The sequence below is a fragment of the Frankia sp. AvcI1 genome (assembly GCF_001420875.1).
GTDB lineage: Bacteria > Actinomycetota > Actinomycetes > Frankiales > Frankiaceae > Frankia > Frankia alni.
On the sequence record NZ_LJFZ01000003.1, the window covers coordinates 256,743 to 277,037 of the forward strand.

The following is a 20,295-nucleotide window of genomic DNA, read 5'->3' on the forward strand; positions in this document are numbered from 1 at the left end:
NCAACACGATCATCTCGTACGACCAGTTCAGCGGCGGCAAGCTCGTCGACACCGCGAAGCTGCGCCCGTTCTCGCTGACGCTGAACCGCTTCGCGGCCGCCTACGAGCCGAACGGCGAGCCGTCGGACTTCNGCGCCGACGTCACCTACTCGCCCGACCTGGACGCACCGACCCGGCAGGCGACGATCCGGGTGAACCATCCGCTGGTCCTCGGCAACGCCAAGATCTACCTCATCGGGCACGGGTACGCCCCGCACTTCGTCCTGCGCGACGCCCGGGGCCGGACCGTCTGGCAGGGCAACGTGCCCTGCACCCCGCGCGACGGGATGTTCACCTCGACCTGCACGGTCAAGATTCCCGACACGGGCCTGGCGCCGCTCGGNGTCCGCAAGGAGCCCCAGCAGCTTGCCTTCAGCGGCGTGTTCACCCCGACGACGCACCTCGACCCGACCCAGGGCTACGTCTCGACCTTCCCGGCGGCCCGCGCACCCGGCCTGACGATCACCGGTTTCGTCGGCAACCTCCACCTCGACGAGGGCGTGCCCCAGAACGTGTACACGGTCGACACCCGGGACATGCGCCAGCTCACCCTGACCGGCCCGGCCGGAGCGGCCCGCAACGCTCAGGTGCTCGCTGTGAACAACCCCCGNCAGCGGACCCTGACCGGGCTGCCCGGCGGGCTGAGCCTCGAAGCCGACAGCGTCGCGGAGTTCGCCACCTTCCAGGTGAAGTCCGACCCGTTCAAGCGGGAGGCCCTGATCTTCGCGGTGCTCATCATCGTCGGGCTGATCGCCAGCCTGCGGGTGCACCGCCGCCGCCTGTGGGTCCGGGCGAGCCCGGCGCCCGGCGGCGGTTCCGTCGTCGAGATCGGCGGCCTGTCCCGGTCGCACGGGGACGGCTTCGTCGTCGAGCTCGGCCAGCTCACCACCCTCGTCCGCGAGGCCACCGGCCCGACCGGCGGACGGGATCCGGCGCCGTCGGCGGGGTCGCCGGGGTCGCCGGGGTCGCCCGAGTCGGCGGGTCCGGCGGCACCGTCCGGGGCCGTGGCACCGCCGGACACGTCCGCGGCGCCGGGCACTGGCGCCGCGGCGCCGGGCACTACGGAATCGCGCGGCACCGCAGCCGGTGGCGCCGCGTCGAACGCCAGCGAACGGGAGCACTGATGGCGGTCAACGAGGGCGTAGCCAGCCTCTCCGATCATCTGTTCGGCAGCGGCATGGCGGTCTACGCCGCGGCCATGCTCGGCTACGCGGCCGAGTTCGCGTTCAGCCGCCTGGGCGCGCGCCGCGGTGCCGCGGAGCTGGCGGTCGAGGTTCCCGCCGCCCGCGCGGCCGATCGGCCGGCCGTGCTCGTCGGGGCCGGCGCCCCCGCGGACGCCGGATCCGTCGCGGAGATCGACCCGGACGATCCCGCCGCGGCCGCGCTCGCGGCGGCGCGCGCCCGCGAGATCGAGGCGGTGCGCCAGCGGGACACCGCCGCTCACACCCTGGTCGCCGGCAACGACGGCGACGTCGAGGTGCCCGCCCGCGCCCAGTGGATCGGGCGGATCGCCGTGCTGCTCACGGTGGTGGGCTGGGCGCTGCACCTGGGCTCGGTCGTCACCCGTGGCATCGCGGCGGACCGGGTGCCCTGGGGCAACATGTACGAGTACTCGTCGATGATCTGCCTGATCGCGGTCACGACGTTCCTCGCCCTGATGACCCGGCAGCGGGTCCGCTGGCTGGGCGTCTTCGTCATGGTGCCGGTGGTNCTCTACCTCGGCTTCGCCGNCACGGTGCTCTACGTCGCGCCCGGGCCCCTGGTGCCCGCGCTCAACTCGTACTGGCTGAAGATCCACGTGGTCGGTGCGATCGTCTCCAGCGGGGTGTTCCTGATCTCCGCGGTGACCACGGTGCTGTTCCTGGTCAAGGAGCGCTGGGAGAACCGGCTCGCCGAGGTGGCGGCCGGCCGGGCCGACGCCAGCCGCGCGATGCAGAGCCGCGGCGGCATCGTGATGCGCCTGCCGTCGTCCGCGGCTCTCGACACCCTGTCCTACCGGGTCATCGCGTTCGCGTTCCCGATCTGGACCTTCGCGATCATCGCCGGGGCGATCTGGGCCGAGGCGGCGTGGGGCCGGTACTGGGGCTGGGACCCCAAGGAGACCTGGTCGTTCATCACCTGGGTCTGCTATGCGGCCTACCTGCACGCGCGGGCGACCGCAGGCTGGCGGGGCCGGCGGGCCGCCGCCATCTCCCTGGTCGCGTTCACCGCGCTGTTCGTGGACTACTACCTGGTGAACCTCGTTATCACCGGCCTGCACTCCTACGCGGGCGTCTGACCAACGGCGGCCGCCGACCCAGGGTCGGGCGGGGCCCCGGGCCTCCGGGGCCCCTGCACGCGTCCCTGGTGGTGATCAGGGGCGCGGACGACGCGGTGGCGTCCACGCCCCCGGAGCGTGNCACGGTCACGAACCGGTGACAGCCGGCTTGGGGACGTGCGGGTATCGCGGTGCGATGGGCCCGGTTCTCGGGTTCACCGGGCAGAACGCACCGCACCCGGCCCTGCCGGCAGGATCGCCCTCGCGGCCGAGCGTGGCCCCGGGTCCCGGAGCAGTCTCGGACGGCCGAGCTCGGTTCAGCTCGGCCGTGACCGGTGTGGCCAGGTGCGGGTGCACGCGGTGCCGCATGGGCCGCCCGGGCGTGTGGTGCGGCCCGGGCGTGGGTGCGGCCCGGGCGTGGGTGCCGTCCAAGTGTGTGGTGCGGTTCGGGCCGAGCGGGTATGGCCTTGGGGGGATAGGGCGGTGCCGCCTCGGCTTGGGGCAGGGGCGGTGTCAGCCGCGGGCGGACGGCGGCTCCGCGTCGCCGCCGCGGATGCGGTCCGCGAGCTCGCGGAGGAACTCCGGGTCGTCGTCCGGGCCCTTGGGGCGCACGGCCGGGCGCCGGGTACCCATCCGCGAGCCGGGCCGTCCCAGGCCCCCCTCGCGGCGGTCGACGTCCCAGGTCGGACGCTGGCCGAAGGCCGGGTGGTCCGAGACCGCGCGCCGCGGCGGGCGCGCTCCGAGCCCGTTCGCCCGCGGCCGTCCGAAGAAGTACCACGCGACGGCACCAGCGAGGGCGAAGAGAACCACGACCACGATCCAGATCGGTTTGGACAGACCGCGTACCTCGTCGGACGGGGTCCCGAACACGTNGGCGACCATGTACGCCCAGAAACCGATGAACACGAAACTCAGTGCGAGGCCCAGCACAGGCTGGTCGCTCCTTCCGCTCTCCTTGATCGATTACATCCGGTTCGACATATCGGGTATGAACATCGGTCGGCGGGTGTGTAGTCCCGGCCCTACGCGGCATCGCCGAAGGGGGCAGACGAGCGTGCGGCGCCCTCCCCGGAGAGCGCACATGTCGCGGTGATGGCCGGCCCGTGTATCCCTAGTGTGCCCTCCGGCCCCGGCCCGCGTCCGGCCGGTCCGCCATCAGCCGCTGCCGGCGTCCGCCCGCTTACCGTTACAGCCGCGCGTCGTGACTCCCCGGGTTTCAACTGTGACGGATGGTGGGAGCCCGGACGGCCGGGCGCGCCGGCTGCCAGGATGGAGGCATGGCCTGGGCGGATCTACGTGCGTTCCTCGCGCATCTCGAACGGCGAAAGGACCTGCGGCGGATCTCCGTGCCCGTCGACCCCCACCTGGAGGTCACCGAGATCGTGACGCGGGTGGTCCGCGAGCGCGGGCCGGCGCTGCTGTTCGAGTCCCCCCGCGGCGCCGACATGCCGCTGGCCATCAACCTGTTCGGCACCGAGGCCCGGATGGCCACCGCGCTCGGGGTCGACCGCCTCGACGAGATCGGCGACCGGCTCGCCGCGCTGCTGCGCCCGGAGCTGCCGACCGGCCTGTCCGGGCTGCGCGACGCGCTGGGCAAGGCCGCCTCGCTCACCTCGATCCCGCCGCGACGGGTCCGCACCGCGCCCTGCCAGGACGTCGTGCTCAAGGGGCCGGACGTCGACCTGTTCCGGCTGCCCGGCGTGCACGCCTGGCCGAACGACGGCGGCGCCTTCCTCAACCTCGGCCTCACCCACACCCGTCACCCGGAGACCGGCGCCCGCAACCTCGGGATGTACCGGCTGCAACGGCACGACGCGCGCACCGTCGGCATGCACTGGCAGATCCACAAGGACTCCAACGCCCACCACGCCGTCGCCGAGCGGCGCGGGGAGCGGCTGCCCGTGGCGATCGCGTTCGGCTGCGACCCGGCGGTGACCTACGCCGCCTCCGCGCCGCTGCCCGCCGACATCGACGAGTACCTGTTCGCCGGCTACCTGCGCGGCGAGCGGGTGGAGATGGTCGACTGCCTGTCCGTGCCGCTGCGGGTGCCGGCGAACGCCCAGATCGTGCTGGAGGGCTGGCTCGAGCCGGGCGCACGGCTGCCCGAAGGCCCCTTCGGCGACCACACCGGCTTCTACACGCCGGTCGAGCCGTTCCCGGCGCTGCACGTCGACGTGATGACGATGCAGCGCGACCCGGTCTTCCAGACGATCGTCGTCGGCCGCCCGCCGCAGGAGGACGGGCCGATGGGCAAGGCCACCGAACGCATCTTCCGCCCCCTGATCAAGATGATGATCCCCGAGATCGTCGACTACGACCTGCCCGAGGCCGGCGTCTTCCACAACTGCTGCATCGTCTCCATCGACAAGCGTTTTCCCAAGCACGCGCAGAAGGTGATGAACGCGGTCTGGGGCGCCGGGCTGCTGTCGCTGTCGAAGCTGATCGTGGTGGTCGACGCCGACTGTGACGTGCACGACTACGCCGAGGTCGCCTGGCGGGCGTTCGGCAACGTCGACTACGCCCACGACCTGATCACCACGATCGGCCCCGTGGACCATCTCGACCACGCCTCCTACGAGCAGTTCTGGGGCGGCAAGGTCGGGGTGGACGCGACGCGCAAGCTGCCGACCGAGGGCTACCGCCGCGAGGGCGGCTGGCCCGAGGAGATCGTCATGGACGACGCCGTCCGGGCCCAGGTGACCCGCCGCTGGAAGGAGTACGGCCTGTGACCACCTCTTTTCGCCTGTCCAGAGGGATATTTCGGACACCAATGCCTCCGGACAAGCAGGAGAGGCGACGGGTGGGTGCGCGCGGTGAGTGACGCGGCGTTCCTGCCGGGCGCGTCGGGTGGCACCGCCAGGCCCGGCGGAGGCGCCGGCGGCGGCCAGGAGCAGGCGATCGGGCACGTGCGCGCGTTCCTGCGGCTCNTCGCCATCGAGCACTCCGTCTTCGCGCTGCCGTTCGCCTACATCGCCGCCCTGGCGGCATCGTTCACCGCGTCCGGGTCGGTGCACTGGGGTGCCCTCGGGCTCGTCACGGTCGCCATGGTCGCCGCGCGGACCTTCGCGATGGCCGCGAACCGGATCATCGACCGCGCCATCGACGCCCGCAACCCGCGCACCGCCGGCCGGGAGCTCGTCACCGGCGCCGTGTCGGTGCGCGTCGCCGTCGTCGGCTCCGTCGTCGCCCTCGCCGTCTTCCTCGCCGCCGCCGCCACGCTGTCCTGGCTGTGCCTCGCGCTCGCCCCGATCGCGGTGGCGCCCCTGGTGATCTACCCTTACGCCAAGCGCTTCACCGACTTCCCGCACGCCGTGCTCGGCATCGCCCAGGCCGTCGCGCCCATCGGGGCCTGGATCGCGGTGACCGGCCACTGGTCGTGGGCCGCCGTCGTGCTCGGCCTCGCGGTGGGCGCCTGGATCGGCGGCTTCGACCTCATCTACGCCTGCCAGGACGCCGAGGTCGACCGCCGCATCGGCGTGCGGTCCGTGCCGGCGCGGTTCGGGGTCCGCGGCGCGCTCATCGGCTCCACCGTCACCCACGTCGTCACCTTCGCGCTGTTCGTCACCTACGGGCTGATGGAGAACAACGGCGCCTGGTGGTGGGCCGGCCTCGCGGTCACGGCGGCGGCGTTCAGCTACGAGCACGCGATCGTCTCGCCGAAGGACCTGTCCCGGGTCAACCGGGCCTTCCTCACCGCGAACGGCTTCGTCGGCATCGCCCTGTTCGTCTTCGCCGTCGCCGACCTGATCAGCCGCGGCCTGTCGGTCTGAGCCGGCCCCGCCCATCCCCGCCGTGACCACTCCCGACCTGCAGGGCCGCGACCAGCAGCCCGGCCAACACCGCGGCGGCCCCGATGCCCCGGCGGGCGGTGGGCGGGTGCCCTGGGTGGTCGGCGTGAGCGGGGCCAGCGGGACCCCGTACGCGGCCGCCGTGCTGCGCGGCCTGCTCGCCGCCGGGCTGCCCGTCGACCTGGTGCTCTCCCGGGCCGCCCGGCTGACCCTGCTCGACGAGACCGGCATCGCCTGGCACGACGTCGCCTGGCAGCAACCACTGGAACGCTGGCTGTCCGCCCCCCTCGGCGAGCCCGTTCCCGATGCGGCCGCCACGTCCCCGCCAGCGCGTCCCGCGCAGCCTGTTGTACCTGCGCCACCCGTTCTACCTGCATCACCCGCCGAACCGGCCGAACCGGCCGAACCGGCCGAACCGGCCGAACCGGCCGAACCGGCCGAACCGGCCGAACCGGCCACGCTGGCCGCCGCCGTGGAGACGCTCGTCACGGTGCACGCGTCCGGCAACCTTGCCGCGCCGACGAGCAGCGGTTCCTATCGGACCCACGGCATGATCGTCGTCCCGGCCAGCACCGCGTGCCTGGCCGGGATCGCCCTCGGTCTGTCCAAGGACCTGCTGCAGCGATCCGCCGACGTGACCCTCAAGGAGGGCCGGCGCCTCGTCGTCGTGCCGCGGGAGATGCCGTACACGGGCGCGACGCTGCGCCACATGCTCACCCTGCACGACGCCGGTGCGGTGGTCGCCCCGGCCAGCCCCGGCTTCTACGCCGGGGCGCGCACCGCCGCCGACCTCGTCGACTTCGTCGCCGGCCGCGTACTCGACGCCGCCGGAGTCGACCACGCCCTCTTCCGCCGCTGGACCGGCGAACTCGGCCACGCCCGACGACCCGACCAGGCCGCCCGCCGGACGGGTTGACCGGGGGCACCGGGCCCCTGTCCGGGGCAAATTCTCCGTTTGCATCGTGGAGCTCCGCGGCGTCCAACGACTTGTGTGGGATCCGGCCACTGGTGCTCGTCTACGTCCACGCGTTCGACTAGCGNCTTGGCCGTCGGTCCGTCGCACATGTTCGGGATCACGGTGCGTCGTGTTTGGCTCGAGCCATAGCCGACTCATGTCGGCCAGGCCGTCTCCTCGCTGGACGATCAAGGCCACTTCCGCGAAGTGCGGGAGTGGCTGCGTTCGCTGCACCGGCTGGATCCGGGCAACTATCGGTCGGTCAACGCGGCGATCGACATGCTCGCTGAGGGCGGGCCTGGGCTCGGACGACATCCGCNCCGAGATCGAGAACGGAGATCTTGACGTGAACGAGGTCGCAACGCTGAGTCGTTATGCCTGGGCGCTGGGCGCTGGGCGCTCGGATGCGGATCATCTTCGGCTATGGAGACGATCTTCGGCGGCTCGCTTGATCCAATGCCGTGTGGGGTCGTTTGCGAGGTCAGGACCTCTGGGCATGCTCTCCAAGCTGCGTCCGGTGACACCACCGCCGTCGGACTCGGCCCGCATGTCCCTACACCAAGATTGCCGGGTTGGGGCGGAAGTGACGGCGCCTCGTGCTCGACCGGGCAGTTCCGGGATCCCTCTGGCAGGGGCGGTGCCTAGGCAGGCAGAGTGGGCGGCGACGGCCGAGGGCCGGGGACGGTGGGTTGTGGCCACGGGCCGGCGGGCGCGGAGTTCAGTGGATCGAGGGCGACATGGCGACGAACGGGCGCGGGGCGGCGAAGGGCCGGGGACGCGGTTCGGGTCGATCGAAGGCGGCCGGGACGGGCCGCCCTGACTCGGCGGCAGGCGGCAACTCGGCGACGGGCGGTGGTCGATCGTCAGGCGGTGGCCGTGCGGCGGGCGGTGGCCGTGCGGCGGGGGGTGGCCGGTCCGAGGGCGCGGGCAGGCCGGGGCGCCGGGAGCGGCCGGTGCAGCAGGACGTCGACCTGCGGGTGCAGTTGCCGTACTTCCTGATCCGGCTGGCCGCCCTCGTGGTGATCACGGTCGTGCTCGCGGTGGTCGGGGTGAACCTGCTGCTCGCGGTGCTGATCGGGTTCGCGGTCGCCGGCCTGNTGACCTGGCCGCTGGGGCGGATGCAGCGCCGGGCGGCGCAGCGGGCCGCCGAGGCCAAGGGCGCGGCGGGGCCACGGCCTCCGGGCGCGGGCAAGGGNAAGGGNGGGGACGCGTGAGCGGACGCCGGCCAGCCCAGCGGCCGCTCGTGACGGGTCGGCCCGGTCGGCTGTGCTGGTCATGACGGGTCAGCTCGGGTGGTTCCGACGGTTGTGACGGGTCAGCTCGGCCGGCTCGGGTAGGTCTGACGGTGTCGCGGGCTAGTCTGGACGTCATGGATGCTGGGCTCAAACGGGAGATCGAGGCCAAGGTTTCCGCCGGCGAGCGGCTGAGCCGCGCCGACGGGGTGGCGCTGTACGCCAGTGACGATCTCGCCTGGCTCGGCGGCCTCGCCCACGAGGTCCGGACCAGGAAGAACGGCGACCGGACCTTCTTCAACGTCAACCGGCACCTGAACCTGACCAACGTCTGCTCGGCGTCCTGCGCCTACTGCTCGTTCCAGCGCAAGCCCGGCGAGGCCGACGCCTACACGATGCGCATCGAGGAGGCCGTCCGGCTCGCCAAGGAGATGGAGCCGGCCGGCATCACCGAGCTGCACATCGTCAACGGCCTGCACCCAACGCTGCCGTGGCGGTACTACCCCCGCTCGCTGCGGGAGCTGCGCAAGGCGCTGCCCGGCGTCGCGCTCAAGGCGTTCACCGCCACCGAGATCCACTGGTTCGAGAAGATCAGCGGCCTGCCCGCCGACGAGATCCTCGACGAGCTCATCGACGCGGGCCTGGAGTCGCTGACCGGCGGCGGTGCGGAGATCTTCGACTGGGAGATCCGGCAGCGGATCGTCGACCACAACACCCACTGGGAGGACTGGTCGCGCATCCACCGCCTCGCCCATGCCAAGGGCCTGCGCACTCCCTGCACCATGCTCTACGGGCACATCGAGGAGCCGCGCCACCGGGTGGATCACGTGCTGCGGCTGCGTGAGCTGCAGGACGAGACGGGCGGCTTCGCGGTGTTCATCCCGCTGCGCTTCCAGCACGACGCCGCCGGCGACCCGCGCAACCGGCTGATGAACCAGCCGATGGCGACCGGCGCGGAGGCGCTGAAGACGTTCGCCGTCTCCCGGCTGCTGTTCGACAACGTCGACCACGTCAAGTGCTTCTGGGTGATGCACGGGCTGACCACGGCGCAGCTCGCGCTGAACTTCGGCGCCGACGACCTGGACGGTTCGGTCGTCGAATACAAGATCACCCATGACGCGGACCGCTTCGGTACCCCGAACACGATGACGCGCGAGGACCTGTTGGCGATCATCCGGGACGCCGGCTTCCGGCCGGTCGAGCGGGACACCCGTTACCGGGAGATCCGCTCCTACGACGGTCCCGATCCGGCCCGCCGCGAGATCCCCACCTCGATCGACGCCTGAGGCGGGAGTCGATGGCCAGCAAGGACGACCCGACGCCGGCAGGCGCGGCGAGCCAGCCGACGCCCACGAACGCCGGCTCCGTGAACGCCGGGTCGGTGAACTCCGGATCCAGCCCCCTTCCGCGGGTGCGGCCGCCGGGCGCGCCGGGCATCGGCTCGATCTTCGTGCTCGCCTTCCTGGTGATCCTCGTCCCGGGCGTGGCGGTCTACGTGCTGCTCGACTGGGCCGGTCTGCCGATCGGCGGCGCCAGCCTGCTCGGCCTGCTCGTCGTCTTCCTCGGGCTGGGGTTCTTCCCGACCGTGCTGCGCAGGCTCGGCTGGGTGCCGACGAAGAAGCGGAGGTCCTGATGGAACTGCGCAAGCGTCCCACCGCGCGCCCGAGGCGGGCCGCGGCCGCGGCACCGGGGACCCCGGCGGCCCCGGCCCCGGCGGCGAGGGAACGCGGCCTGCTCGGCATCAACCTGCGGTACTTCGCCCTGCGCGCGGTGCTCTTCGGGGTGGTGCTCGCCGTCGTCCTGCTGCTCGGGGCGGGCGGGNTTCTCGCGTTCGTGCTGGCGTTGGCCGTCAGTGGGCTGATGAGCTATCCGCTGGCGCTGAGGCAGCGCCGCGCGGTCGTCGCCGTGATGGAGAACCGTCACGGCGGCCGTCGTTGACCGGGCCGGCGGGCGCCGAAGCCCGGCCGCGGGTCGGGCACATCCAGTTCCTGAACTGCCTGCCGCTGTACTGGGGCCTGGTCCACTCGGGTGCGCTGCTCGACATCGAGCTGACCAAGGACGCCCCCGATCGGCTCAACGAGGCCCTCGTGGCGGGCGACCTGGACATCGGCCCGATCAGCCTGGTCGAGTACCTCCGGCACGCGGATGATCTCGTCGTCCTGCCCGATCTCGCGGTCGGCTCCGACGGGCCGGTGCTGTCGGTCGTGCTGAGCACGGCGGTGCCGCTCGCCGAGGTCCGCACCGTCGCGCTCGGCTCGACGTCGCGGACCAGTGTGCTGCTGGCCCGGATGCTGCTGGAGGAACGCCACGGCCTGCGGCCTACGTACGTGACGATGCCGCCCGACCTGCCGTCGATGCTGCGGGAGGCCGACGCCGCGGTGATCATCGGGGACGTGGCGCTGCGCGCGACCTACGATGCCGAACGCGGCGGCGAGGGCCATCCGCTGGGCCTGATCGACCTGGGNGCGGCCTGGCGGGAGTGGAGCGGGCTGCCGATGGTCTTCGCGGTGTGGGCGGCCCGCAGGTCGTTCGCGCAGCGGCATCCCGGGACGGTGAAGGAGGTCCACGACGCGTTCCGATCCGGGCTGGACCTNGCGCTGCGCGATGTCGACCAGGTGGCGACGCGGGCGGCCCGCTTCGAGGTGTTCGACCCGGCGACGCTGGCTCGCTACTTCACCACGCTGGACTTCCGGCTGGGCGAACGNCAGCAGGCGGGCATCCGCGCCTTCGCGGACAAGGCCGCGCGCCGCGGCGATGTCCCCCCGCTTCGGGCGATGACCTTCGCCGAGGTCTGATCCGCCGTCTGACCTGACGGCGTCTGACCTGTCGGTGCCTGATCTGTCGGCGTCTGATCTGTCGGCGTCAGTCGGACCGGGGCAGGGCCAGCTCGGCGCCCGTGGTCAGACCGGCGGGCGGAACGCGTGCGAGATGCCGGACGGTGGGACGGCCCGATGGGTGTTCGCGGTCGCAAAGCGGGCGATGCGCCCCTTGACCAGGGCGATCAGCCGGGGCGGGGTGGCCCGCCCGCCGGGCGCGATCAGCATCTCGTCGAGCGAATCGCCGCCGTCTCCACCGGGGAGGGCGGGTTCGAAGGAGGCCGCATCCTCCGGGCGCGCGCCGGACCCGGCCGGCGTGAACGCCTCCGCCGCCGCGCCTGACCCGACCGGCGACGCCGGCCCCTCCGCGGAATCCGACCTGGCCGGCGGGGCTGCGCTCGGTGGGGGAGAGCTCGGTGGGGGAGCGGGCATCGACGGGGTGCGGCCCGCGGTTCCCGGCCGGCCATGCAACGGGGTGACGGTCGGCCCGCCGAGCCCGCCGTCGCCGATGCGGCCGTCGACAGTCGCATCCGGCGCGGCGGCCTCCGGCCCCTGGCCGGTGTCGGCGGCGCATCCCCGCCGGGCGGCGGCGTCGATGAGCCCGTTGACGGCGAGGGTCCAGGCCCGCAGCCCCTCGTGCCNGGTCAGTTCGGTGAACACCGCCGCCTCCAGGCAGCAGGTGCTCGCGCCCGCGAGTTCGTCGACGTCGAGCAGCGAGATGGCGAGCAGGCCGGCCAGATGGCCCGCGAGCATGAACAGCCGGAACTGCTGGTGCGGCAGCAGCGGGGTGCCCAGCAGACTGTCGACCACGCTCTGCTGATCGAGGACCCGGGCGGTGACGTCCTGCGGGTCGAGCCGATCGGCCTTGGCGATGAGGTCCGCGACCAGGCGATCGAGGTAGTCGAGCTCGCGGTCCGACCGGCGGTGGTCGAGCAGGTCCGACACCCGGCGGCGGGACTCCCGCTCCGGGTCGGGCCGGCGACGCAGGCGCTCGGCCCGCGCCGCCACGGCCGCCTCGCGCAGGTCGACGAGGGCGCCCCCGGCCTCCAGTGCGGCGTCGACGGCCGCGATCACGGGCCGCGAGGGAATCCCACGACTGGGCTGCTCAAGCTGCGAGATGTACTGGCGGCTGTAGCCGGTGCGCCGGGCGAGCTCGTCCCGGGAGAGAACGCGTTCACAGCGCCGCCGCCGGACCTCCACGGGGAGCAGGTCTTCAGCGGTCGCCGCGCCCTGCCTGCCTCGGCTCCGTTGCCGCATCTGTTGACGTCCTTCCGCGTGGCAGAGGTCGCCTCCCACCGAGGGAGGCCAGTCGTCGTGCGCCGCCTCTCGCGCCCCCCGAGAGCCGGCAGGAATTCACCGGTAGTGATNAGGCTACTCCATGGCGCACCCTAGTAGACTAGAGGCCAAAAGTCCCATACGCGAACGCTTGCGATGATTACTCTCCGTCATAAAGTGGGCCACTTGGACTGGCCTGTGTCGCTTCAGGTGCGTGATCGGCTACATGGCGTCCGGAAGACCGGAGGGGCGCGGCGGACCCGTCGAGACATTATGCCTGTATTCTTGGGCTCTTGTTGGGAAACGGGAGTGTTGCTGAGGAAGTCCTGCCGGAAAATCGCGGAATCTTCGAGAGATCNTCTCCGGCGAGCTATTCCCACAACGCGGGCTATCACTGTCACGCCGGGCGTGCGGCACTTCGCCACGGTCTGTGGGTATCGCGGGGATGACCGACATGGGTCATCCCCGAAAACCATCCTGAATGACGATGCGCGGAGTCGGGTGGGGCGCGTACAAAAGAATGGTGGATACCGGCCGTTCGGTGGACGCCGACACCGTCGGGCTCGGCCGGGACGACNCTGTCGCCCCGGCTCGGGGCTCCTCCGGGACGGCCCGCAGCCCCGACTCCCCACGCCGAGTCGTCGTCGTGGACGACGCGGACGGCGTGCGCGAGCTGCTCTGCCTGCTGCTGAGCACCGAGCCCGACTTCGTGGTCGTCGGCGCTGCCGCCAACGGGGCGGAGGCCATCGACGAGGTCGTTCGCACGGCGCCGGACCTGGTGCTGCTCGATCTCGCGATGCCGGTGCTCGACGGCCTCGGCGCGCTGCCGCGGATCCGGCGGGTCGCGCCGTACGCCACCGTGGTCATCTTCACCGGCTTCTCCGAGGACGCGCTGCTCGACCGGGTGCTCGCCCTGGGCGCGGACGCCCTGCTGGAAAAGGGCCTCGCCACCGGCCCGCTGGTCGACCAACTCCGCCGCCTCTGCGCCGCCCGCGCACCGGCGGCCGAGTCCCCCTGACGGGCCCGAGTGCCTCTGACGGGCCCGAGTGCCCCCGACCGGCCCGAGTCCCGTCCGACCGGCCGAGTCTTCCGTGATCGAATGTCGGCGTCGATCGCGTTGTTCACTTTCTCCGTCGGTGCGGTAGAGTTGTGATGGNGGTGTCGGAAGGTNGGAAAGGCCACCGATAGCCGCCCGATTTGGCCCGGTTTGCGGGGTGATGCGCTGCTGGTGGCGGGGTGCTGGGACCCACAACGCGCCCATCAGCGTCACTTCTGTGGAAACATGGGGTCGTGGTTGCGCGTGCCCTCANCCTCGGGGCGCCGGTCGAGCGAGCGACGGGTCTGATCCCCGTCTCGCCCCGGCGCGGGTTCGCGTCGCACCCCGCGGCCGCGTGCCTCGTGATTGAGCCGATGCTCGTCGCGCGCCTGCACGTCGATCTGCTGCGGGTCTCCAGCGCCGGCTGTCGCCGCTTCCGCTGACGTTCCCGTTCGCGGCGCCGCTGTGCCGGCGTCGCGTTTCCCCGCGCATCGAGAGATCTCATGACTTCTCCTGCCCGTCCCGTCCGTTCCGCACGCCCGTCCCGTCCCAAGGGGGCGGGCCAGTGGGCGTTGGGATACTCCGAGCCGCTCAACGCCAACGAGCGGATGAAGAAGGACCAAGGCGGGCTGGAGGTGCGCGACCGCATCCTCAACGTCTACCCGCACACCGGCTTCGACGGGATCGACCCCCAGGACCTGCGTGGCCGGTTCCGCTGGTGGGGGCTGTACACGCAGCGCCGGCCGGGGATCTCCGGCGGGCGCACGGCGGTCCTCGAACCGGAGGAGCTCGACGACTCCTACTTCATGCAGCGGATCCGGCTCGACGGCGGCCGAATGACCGCCGAGCAGCTTCGGGTCATCGCGGACATCTCCACCCGGTACGGCCGGGACGTCGCCGACGTCACCGACCGGCAGAACATCCAGCTCCACTGGATCCGCATCGAGGACGTGCCCGCCATCTGGGCCGCCCTCGAGGGCGCCGGGATGACGACCGCCGAGGCCTGCGGCGACACCCCGCGGGTCATCCTCGGCTGCCCGCTGGCGGGCGTCGACGGCGACGAGGTCATCGACGGCTCGGCCGCGATCGACGAGGTGGTCGAGCGTTTCGTCGGCGACCCGACGCTGGCGAACCTGCCCCGCAAGTTCAAAAGCGCGATCTCCGGCTGCGCGGACCACTGCACGCTGCACGAGATCAATGACATCGCGTTCGTCGGCGTCGTCCACCCGGAACTCGGTGCGGGCTACGACCTGTGGGTCGGCGGCGGACTGTCGACGAACCCGAAGCTCGGCGTGCGGCTCGGCGCGTTCGTGCCGCCGGCGCGCGTCGCCGAGGTCTGGCACGGCGTCGCCTCGCTGTTCCGTGACTACGGCTACCGCCGCCTGCGCACCCGGGCGCGGCTGAAGTTCCTCGTCGCGGACATGGGCGCCGAATGGGTGCGCACCACCCTGGAGAAGGAGTATCTGACGGCCGCGCTGCCCGACGGGCCGCCGCCGGCACCGCCGCGCAACGAGGGCCGCGACCACATCGGCGTGCACCGCCAGCGCGACGGGCGCAACGCGGTGGGCTTCGCCCCGCGGGCGGGGCGGGTCTCCGGATCGATCCTGCACGCCGTGGCGGATCTCGCCGATCGGTTCGGGCAGGGCCGCATCCGCGCCACGACGACCCAGAAGCTGGTCATCCTCGACGTCGCCGACGAGGCCGTGGCCCCGCTGGAGGCCGAGCTCGCGGCGCTGGATCTGGTCGTCCGGCCGAGCGTGTTCCGCCGCGGCACGATGGCCTGCACCGGGATCGAGTTCTGCAAGCTGGCCATCGTCGAGACCAAGGGCAACGCCCGCGACCTCATCGAGGAGCTGGAGCGCCGCCTGCCCGACTTCGACGAGCCGATCGGGATCAACGTCAACGGCTGCCCGAACGCCTGCGCCCGCTTCCAGGTCGCCGACATCGGGCTGAAGGGTTCGCTGGTCCCCGACGACAACGGCGAGATGGTCGAGGGCTTTCAGGTCCACCTCGGCGGCCACCTGGGCACCCGGTCACGGCTGGGCCGCAAGTCGCGAGGCCTGAAGGTCACCGCCGACGGCCTGCTCGACTACGTCGTCGGCCTGCTGGAGACCTACCGGCACGAGCGCGCCGACGGGGAGAGCTTCGCCGACTGGGCGGAGCGGGCCGACGAGGCGTCGCTGGCCGCCGTCGGCGCCGTGAGTTCCTCGGCCGGTGCCGGTGCCGGTGCCGGTGCCGGTGGCGGTGGCGGTGGCGGAGCCGGAGCAGGGCCGGCGGGCGGGGGTGGCGATGGCCGGCAGTGATCGGGCGGTGCCCTTCTACTGCCCGTACTGCGGCGAGGAGGACATCGTCCCGGAGCCGGCGCCGGACGGCGTCGGCACCGGGCACGGGCACTGGGCGTGCCGGTCCTGCCGGCGAGCCTTCCGGCTGAACCTGACGGCCCTCGCGGTCGCCGCGGGCCCGGTCGGGGCCACGCCGGCGGGCAGGCCGGCGGGCAGGCCCGACGCAGCGGGGGACCAGACGGCACGGCGAGGCGCCGCGCGCGACGACGAGGAGACGAGCTGATGGGTGCCACGTTGCAATCCCGGGCGTTGCGGGCCGGGGACGAGCTCGACGGCGCGCCGGCCGAGGAGATCCTCGGCTGGGCAGTCGAGGAGTTCGGCCCGAAGCTGGTGGTCGCCGCCTCCATGGCCGAGGCGATCCTGGTCGACATGCTCGCCCGGATCCGGTCGGACGTGCCCGTGGTCTTCATCGACACCGGGTACCACTTCGCCGAGACGGTNGGCACCCGCGACGCGGTGGCCGCGACCTACGACCTGCCGCTGATCAGCGTCCGCCCCCAGCTCACCGTCGTCGGCCAGGACGCCGTCTACGGCCAGGACCTTTACAAGACCGACCCCGACCTGTGCTGCCGGATGCGCAAGGTGGTGCCGCTGGACCGGGCGTTGGCGCCGTACGACGCCTGGGCCGCCGGGTCGCGGCGCGCCGAGTCCGCCGGCCGGGCGAGCCTGAAGGTCGTCGACTGGGACGCGCGCCGCGGCAAGGTGAAGATCCACCCGCTGGCCGCCTGGACCGACGCCGACGTCGACCGGTACGTCGCCGAGCACGAGGTCATCGTCAATCCGCTGCTCTCGGACGGCTACGACTCCGTCGGCTGCCAGCCGTGCACCCGCCGCGGTGCCGGCCGCGCGGGCCGCTGGTCCGGCACGAACAAGACGGAGTGCGGCATCCACTGACCGACCCCGCTGCTGACCTGTGCCGCTGACCTGTGCCGCTGACCCGGCCGGGATGTGGCGCCGCCCGCGTGAGCGCTCGCCGGACGAGGACGAACAGGTACGGTGCACGCCGTGACGGACGGGCAAATCGCGGGTGAGGTCTGGCTGGTCGGGGCTGGGCCGGGTGATCCCGGGCTGTTGACCGTGCGTGGTCGTGAGCTGCTTGCGACCGCCGACGTGGTCGTGGTCGACCGGCTCGCCGCGGCCGTCCTGCTCGACGCCGCGCCGCCCGACGCGGAGATCATTCACGTCGGCAAGAGCCCGACCGCCCGCTCCTGGGCCCAGGAGAAGATCAACGCGGTCCTCGTCGACCGGGCCCGGGCCGGCGCCCGGGTCGTGCGGCTCAAGGGCGGCGATCCCTACGTCCTGGGCCGGGGNGGGGAGGAGGCCCAGGCCTGCGCCGAGGCTGGCGTGGCCTGCACCGTCGTCCCCGGCATCACCTCGGCGCTGGCCGTGCCGGCGCTGGCCGGCATTCCGGTCACCCACCGCGACCTGGCGCAGGAACTTGCCGTCGTCTCCGGTCACCTGCCGCCCGGCCACCCCGACTCGACCGTCGACTGGGCGGGACTGGCCGCCTCCCGGGCGACGATCGTCATCCTCATGGGGGTGGCGCGGCTGATGGACATCGCCGATGCCCTGCTCGCCGGCGGCCGCCCGGAGGTCACCCCGGTCGCGGTGATCGAGCGGGGCGCCACCCCGGCCCAGCGGGTCCTGCGCACCACGCTCGACGCCCTGGCCATCGACGCGATTGCCGCGGGTGTGCGCTCACCGGCGGTGATCGTGGTCGGCGAGGTCGCCGCCCGCAACGACGCCCCGGCCGTCGGTGCGGCGCCGCTCGCCGGCGTGCGCGTCCTGGTCGCCCGCACCCGGCCTCGCCCCGGCCTGCTGGCCCGCCGGCTGCGGCAGCTCGGCGCGGACGCGGTCGAGACCGTCGTGGCCCATCCCGCCCCGCCCGACGACGCCGGCGCGGCGTTGCTGGCGGCGCTGCCCGGGGCCGCGGGCCTCGTGCTCGCCGACCCGGACGAGGTCGCCGCGGTGGTCGCCCTGCTGCGCCGGGCGGGCACCGACGTGCGCGCACTGGCCGGGCTGACCCTGGTGGCCGCCCGCCCCGACGTCACCGACGCCCTCGACGCGCTGGGCCTGGCCGCCACCACACTCGACCAGCTCGGCCAGGCCGACCGGACCGACGCGGGCGCGGGCGACGCCGGCCGGGTCGCCCGTGCGGCGGGTGCCGGGCCGGCAGCGGCGGGCCGCCGGCCGGCCCCGGGGCCGGCGGTGCTCGTCGTCGGCGCGGCCGATCTGCCGGCGGGCGGCCCCTGGACTCCGCGCCGCGTGCCGCTGTTGACCGACGTGACCGCCGATCCCGATCCGCGGATCGCCGACGAGCTGCGGCACGGCGACTTCGACGTCGCGGCCTTCGCCTCCTCGACGGCTGCCCGCAGTACCGCCCAGCTGTACGGGCCGCTGCCCCCGGACCTGCTCGTCGCCGCGATGGGCCGGCGTAGCGCCGAGGCCTGCGAGGCCGCCGGCATCCGGGTGGACATCGTGCCGACCGAGCCGGGGGTGCGCCCGCTCGCCGCCGCCGTCGCCGACTTCGTCACCGCCAGCCGCGCCGCCGCGGCCTCCTGATCCGTCCGACGCCACGGCGCGGTTCCGCGGAACACCTCGGTCATCGGGCGTCGGGCTTGATCAGCCGGTGGGGTGGTCGGCGGCGTCGACGAGTGCGCGCAGCGTGTCGTCGAGCCGCGCCCNCACGGCCTCGACGACGCAGGTGTGCAGGCCGAGGGGCTCGGAGAGGATCCAGCGGGTCGTCGGGTGCCGTCCGCGCGCCTCCTCCAGCGCCGCGGGGAGGTCGCGGCGGGTGTGGTTGCCGCCGAAGAGGAAGAACGGGTAGACAACGATCTCGGTGCAGCCCGCGTCCGCGAGCGTGTCATAGCCCTCGCCGATGTCGGGCCGACTGACCTCGAGGAACGCCGCCTCGACGGCCCCCCACGGCCGCGGCCCGGCCGGCGACGGCTGCATGGTCGGCGGGCGCCCCGCGCAGCCGTCGCCGTCCTGGCGGGGCTCGGTCGCCAGGCGGCGGGCCAACTCCCGGACCGTGGCGTTCGCCTCGTCCCGTCGTGAACCGTGGCCGATAACCAGAAGACCGCGCATGGCACCAGTGTGCGCCGGATGCCCGACCGCGGCTGCCGGTCAGGAGGCGGTGCTGTCGCCGGAGCTGTGCCCCGGGAACACCTTCGCCGCGGGGTCGACGACCGGAGCGGCGTTGTTGACGGCGGTCGCGACCTCGCCGAAACCGGTGGCGATCAGGCGGACCTTGCCGGGGTACTCGGTGATGTCCCCGGCCGCGAAGACACGGTCGACGCCCGTGAACATCGTCGAGTCGACCGCGATGTGGCGACGGGCCATGGTGAGCCCCCAGCGGGTCAGCGGCCCGAGATCGGCGGTGAAGCCGAGCGCGGCGACCACGGCCTGCGCCGGGCGGACGTGCCGGTCCCCGGTGCGGGTCTGCACCAGCTCGACCTTCTCGATCCGGTCCTCGCCGTGGATGGCGGCGACCTCGGAGAAGGTGAGGATCTCCACGCGCGACGCCTCGACCCGCTCGATCGTCGCCGCGTGCGCGCGGAACCGGTCGCGGCGGTGCACCAGCGTGACCGAGCGGGCGATCGGCTCCAGGGCGAGTGCCCAGTCGAAGGCGCTGTCCCCCCCGCCGACCACGATGACGTCCTGGTCGGCGTAGACGTCCAGCTTCGGCACGAAGTAGACCAGGCCGCGGCCGAGATGGCCGGTCCCGGTCGGCAGCGGCCGCGGGGTGAACGTGCCGAGCCCACCGGTGATCACGACCACCCTGGCGCGGACCCGGTGGCCCTGACTACTGGTGACCACGACCGCGTCCGGTTCGTGGGCGAGCTCGGCGGCCTGCTGGTCGAGCAGGTAGGTCGGGTCGAACTGGGCCGCCTGGGTGACGAGGGCGTCGACCAGCTCGCGGCCGCGGATGGCCGGGAAGCCGGCCACGTCGTAGATGACCTTCTCCGGGTACATCGCGGTGACCTGGCCGCCCGCCTCGGGCAACGAGTCCATCAGCGCGACCGACATGCCCCGGAACCCCGCGTAGTAGGCGCCGTAGAGCCCTGCGGGGCCGGCGCCGACGATCAGCATGTCCACAGTCGTGTCGACGTCGCCGGTGCCCACGTCGCCGGTGCCCACCTCGCCGGTGCCCACCTCGCCGGTGACGATGTCGCTGGTACTGACGTCGCCGTCCGCGGCGGCCTCCGGGCGGACGACGGTGCCGTCGTTCGCCTCGACCGACTGCGTGACCATGGGCAGCTCCCCGCACCTCGCGGCCCGACCGGTTGGACAGGAGTGCCCGGTCGGTGCCACTGGACGTTCCTTCGTCTCATCCTGCNGGAGAACGGGACGGCACGCCTTCCTGTGGTCCCGGCCCATGGGAGGTGGTGTTGCGCTTGTATCGTCTTTCTGTTGCACGGTTCGTTGCCGGGCCCACCGGTTGTTCAGGCAGTATCCCGGGACGTGCCCGGANGAACGGAGTGCCGTCGCGGCCGTCGGATGGCGGACAGCGCTCCCCGCGCCGCGTCCGGCGAGGGCTAGCGTGCAGCGGCAG

The 20,295-nt window shown here is 73.0% G+C and carries 12 protein-coding genes and 17 pseudogenes; 25 read left to right on the forward strand and 4 right to left on the reverse strand.

All coding sequences use genetic code 11. The features are described from left to right. Position 1 precedes the first annotated feature (1 nt). The 6 pseudogenes from UK94_RS39990 to ccsB all read left to right on the forward strand — a co-directional run. A pseudogene (locus tag UK94_RS39990) lies at positions 2 to 131 on the forward strand (hypothetical protein); the annotation flags it as partial. A 1-nt stretch (position 132) separates the two neighbouring features. Further along, positions 133 to 382, forward strand: a pseudogene (locus UK94_RS39995) (cytochrome c biogenesis protein ResB); the annotation flags it as partial. Between the two features lies 1 nt (position 383). After that, positions 384 to 649, forward strand: a pseudogene (locus tag UK94_RS40000) (cytochrome c biogenesis protein ResB); the annotation flags it as partial. A gap of 1 nt (position 650) precedes the next feature. Continuing rightward, positions 651 to 1,163 (forward strand): annotated as a pseudogene (locus UK94_RS40005) (cytochrome c biogenesis protein ResB); the annotation flags it as partial. Next, positions 1,163 to 1,749 (forward strand): annotated as a pseudogene (locus UK94_RS40010) (c-type cytochrome biogenesis protein CcsB); the annotation flags it as partial. The pseudogenes UK94_RS40005 and UK94_RS40010, both read left to right, overlap by 1 nt. A 21-nt stretch (positions 1,750 to 1,770) precedes the next feature. Further along, positions 1,771 to 2,317 (forward strand): annotated as a pseudogene (gene ccsB / locus UK94_RS40020) (c-type cytochrome biogenesis protein CcsB); the annotation flags it as partial. Positions 2,318 to 2,809: 492 nt separating this feature from the next. Here ccsB and UK94_RS04865 read toward each other — a convergent pair. Then, on the reverse strand, positions 2,810 to 3,168 hold a 359-nt coding region (locus tag UK94_RS04865; protein ID WP_235486509.1), incomplete at its 5' end, for a PLD nuclease N-terminal domain-containing protein. A 405-nt stretch (positions 3,169 to 3,573) separates the two neighbouring features. Between UK94_RS04865 and UK94_RS04870 the strand changes: the two genes are divergently transcribed. The 11 genes and pseudogenes from UK94_RS04870 to UK94_RS72840 form a co-directional block, all read left to right on the forward strand. Beyond that, positions 3,574 to 5,025: a menaquinone biosynthesis decarboxylase gene (locus tag UK94_RS04870; RefSeq protein ID WP_041938834.1), complete on the forward strand. Its 1,452-nt coding sequence runs from the start codon at positions 3,574 to 3,576 to the stop codon at positions 5,023 to 5,025. An 84-nt stretch (positions 5,026 to 5,109) separates the two neighbouring features. Beyond that, positions 5,110 to 5,223 (forward strand): annotated as a pseudogene (gene ubiA, locus UK94_RS40025) (4-hydroxybenzoate octaprenyltransferase); the annotation flags it as partial. 1 nt (position 5,224) lies between these two features. Further along, positions 5,225 to 6,066, forward strand: a pseudogene (gene mqnP, locus UK94_RS04875) (menaquinone biosynthesis prenyltransferase MqnP); the annotation flags it as partial. A 106-nt stretch (positions 6,067 to 6,172) separates the two neighbouring features. Then, complete coding sequence (locus UK94_RS04880) at positions 6,173 to 7,000, forward strand: UbiX family flavin prenyltransferase (protein ID WP_235486585.1); 828 nt, start codon at positions 6,173 to 6,175, stop codon at positions 6,998 to 7,000. Between the two features lie 1,408 nt (positions 7,001 to 8,408). Further along, positions 8,409 to 9,557 carry an aminofutalosine synthase MqnE gene (mqnE, locus tag UK94_RS04890; RefSeq protein WP_041938835.1) on the forward strand — a complete coding sequence of 383 codons (1,149 nt, stop codon included), beginning with the start codon at positions 8,409 to 8,411 and terminating at the stop codon, positions 9,555 to 9,557. 11 nt (positions 9,558 to 9,568) lie between these two features. Further along, the gene (locus tag UK94_RS04895; RefSeq protein WP_041938836.1) at positions 9,569 to 9,904 is read left to right on the forward strand and encodes a hypothetical protein; all 336 of its coding nucleotides are present in this window, start codon (positions 9,569 to 9,571) and stop codon (positions 9,902 to 9,904) included. Continuing rightward, positions 9,904 to 10,092 (forward strand): annotated as a pseudogene (locus UK94_RS40030) (hypothetical protein); the annotation flags it as partial. The gene UK94_RS04895 and the pseudogene UK94_RS40030, both read left to right, overlap by 1 nt. A gap of 113 nt (positions 10,093 to 10,205) precedes the next feature. After that, the coding region (locus tag UK94_RS40035) for a menaquinone biosynthesis protein (RefSeq protein ID WP_235486511.1) at positions 10,206 to 10,735 on the forward strand (530 nt) is incomplete at its 3' end. Between the two features lies 1 nt (position 10,736). After that, positions 10,737 to 10,864, forward strand: a pseudogene (locus UK94_RS40040) (MqnA/MqnD/SBP family protein); the annotation flags it as partial. 1 nt (position 10,865) lies between these two features. Beyond that, positions 10,866 to 10,975: pseudogene (locus UK94_RS40045) on the forward strand (hypothetical protein); the annotation flags it as partial. 1 nt (position 10,976) lies between these two features. Further along, positions 10,977 to 11,066 (forward strand): annotated as a pseudogene (locus tag UK94_RS72840) (hypothetical protein); the annotation flags it as partial. Between the two features lie 663 nt (positions 11,067 to 11,729). Here UK94_RS72840 and UK94_RS40055 read toward each other — a convergent pair. Further along, positions 11,730 to 12,344, reverse strand: a pseudogene (locus tag UK94_RS40055) (helix-turn-helix transcriptional regulator); the annotation flags it as partial. 664 nt (positions 12,345 to 13,008) lie between these two features. On the opposite strand from UK94_RS40055, the gene UK94_RS04915 reads away from it, so the two are divergent. From UK94_RS04915 to UK94_RS04940, 8 genes and pseudogenes are all read left to right on the forward strand, one after another. Then, positions 13,009 to 13,380, forward strand: a complete 372-nt coding sequence (locus tag UK94_RS04915; protein WP_268761211.1) for a response regulator transcription factor — start codon at positions 13,009 to 13,011, stop codon at positions 13,378 to 13,380. Positions 13,381 to 13,760: 380 nt separating this feature from the next. Continuing rightward, positions 13,761 to 13,841 carry a putative leader peptide gene (locus UK94_RS75775; RefSeq protein WP_313949453.1) on the forward strand — a complete coding sequence of 27 codons (81 nt, stop codon included), beginning with the start codon at positions 13,761 to 13,763 and terminating at the stop codon, positions 13,839 to 13,841. A gap of 60 nt (positions 13,842 to 13,901) precedes the next feature. Continuing rightward, positions 13,902 to 15,701: a nitrite/sulfite reductase gene (locus UK94_RS04925; protein ID WP_011602244.1), complete on the forward strand. Its 1,800-nt coding sequence runs from the start codon at positions 13,902 to 13,904 to the stop codon at positions 15,699 to 15,701. Then, complete coding sequence (locus UK94_RS04930) at positions 15,688 to 15,963, forward strand: hypothetical protein (protein ID WP_041940160.1); 276 nt, start codon at positions 15,688 to 15,690, stop codon at positions 15,961 to 15,963. Before UK94_RS04925 ends, UK94_RS04930 begins: the two co-directional genes overlap by 14 nt. Continuing rightward, positions 15,963 to 16,180: pseudogene (locus UK94_RS40060) on the forward strand (phosphoadenylyl-sulfate reductase); the annotation flags it as partial. The gene UK94_RS04930 and the pseudogene UK94_RS40060, both read left to right, overlap by 1 nt. A gap of 1 nt (position 16,181) precedes the next feature. Then, a pseudogene (locus UK94_RS04935) lies at positions 16,182 to 16,634 on the forward strand (phosphoadenylyl-sulfate reductase); the annotation flags it as partial. Positions 16,635 to 16,745: 111 nt separating this feature from the next. Next, positions 16,746 to 17,050: SAM-dependent methyltransferase (locus UK94_RS40065; RefSeq protein WP_235486514.1), on the forward strand; the 305-nt coding region annotated here is incomplete at its 3' end. A gap of 1 nt (position 17,051) precedes the next feature. After that, positions 17,052 to 18,302, forward strand: a pseudogene (locus UK94_RS04940) (SAM-dependent methyltransferase); the annotation flags it as partial. 123 nt (positions 18,303 to 18,425) lie between these two features. Here UK94_RS04940 and UK94_RS04945 read toward each other — a convergent pair. Both UK94_RS04945 and UK94_RS04950 read right to left on the reverse strand, forming a co-directional pair. Then, positions 18,426 to 18,827, reverse strand: a pseudogene (locus tag UK94_RS04945) (CbiX/SirB N-terminal domain-containing protein); the annotation flags it as partial. Between the two features lie 39 nt (positions 18,828 to 18,866). Then, the gene (locus UK94_RS04950; RefSeq protein ID WP_011602249.1) at positions 18,867 to 19,994 is read right to left on the reverse strand and encodes an NAD(P)/FAD-dependent oxidoreductase; all 1,128 of its coding nucleotides are present in this window, start codon (positions 19,992 to 19,994) and stop codon (positions 18,867 to 18,869) included. Positions 19,995 to 20,295: the final 301 nt, after the last annotated feature.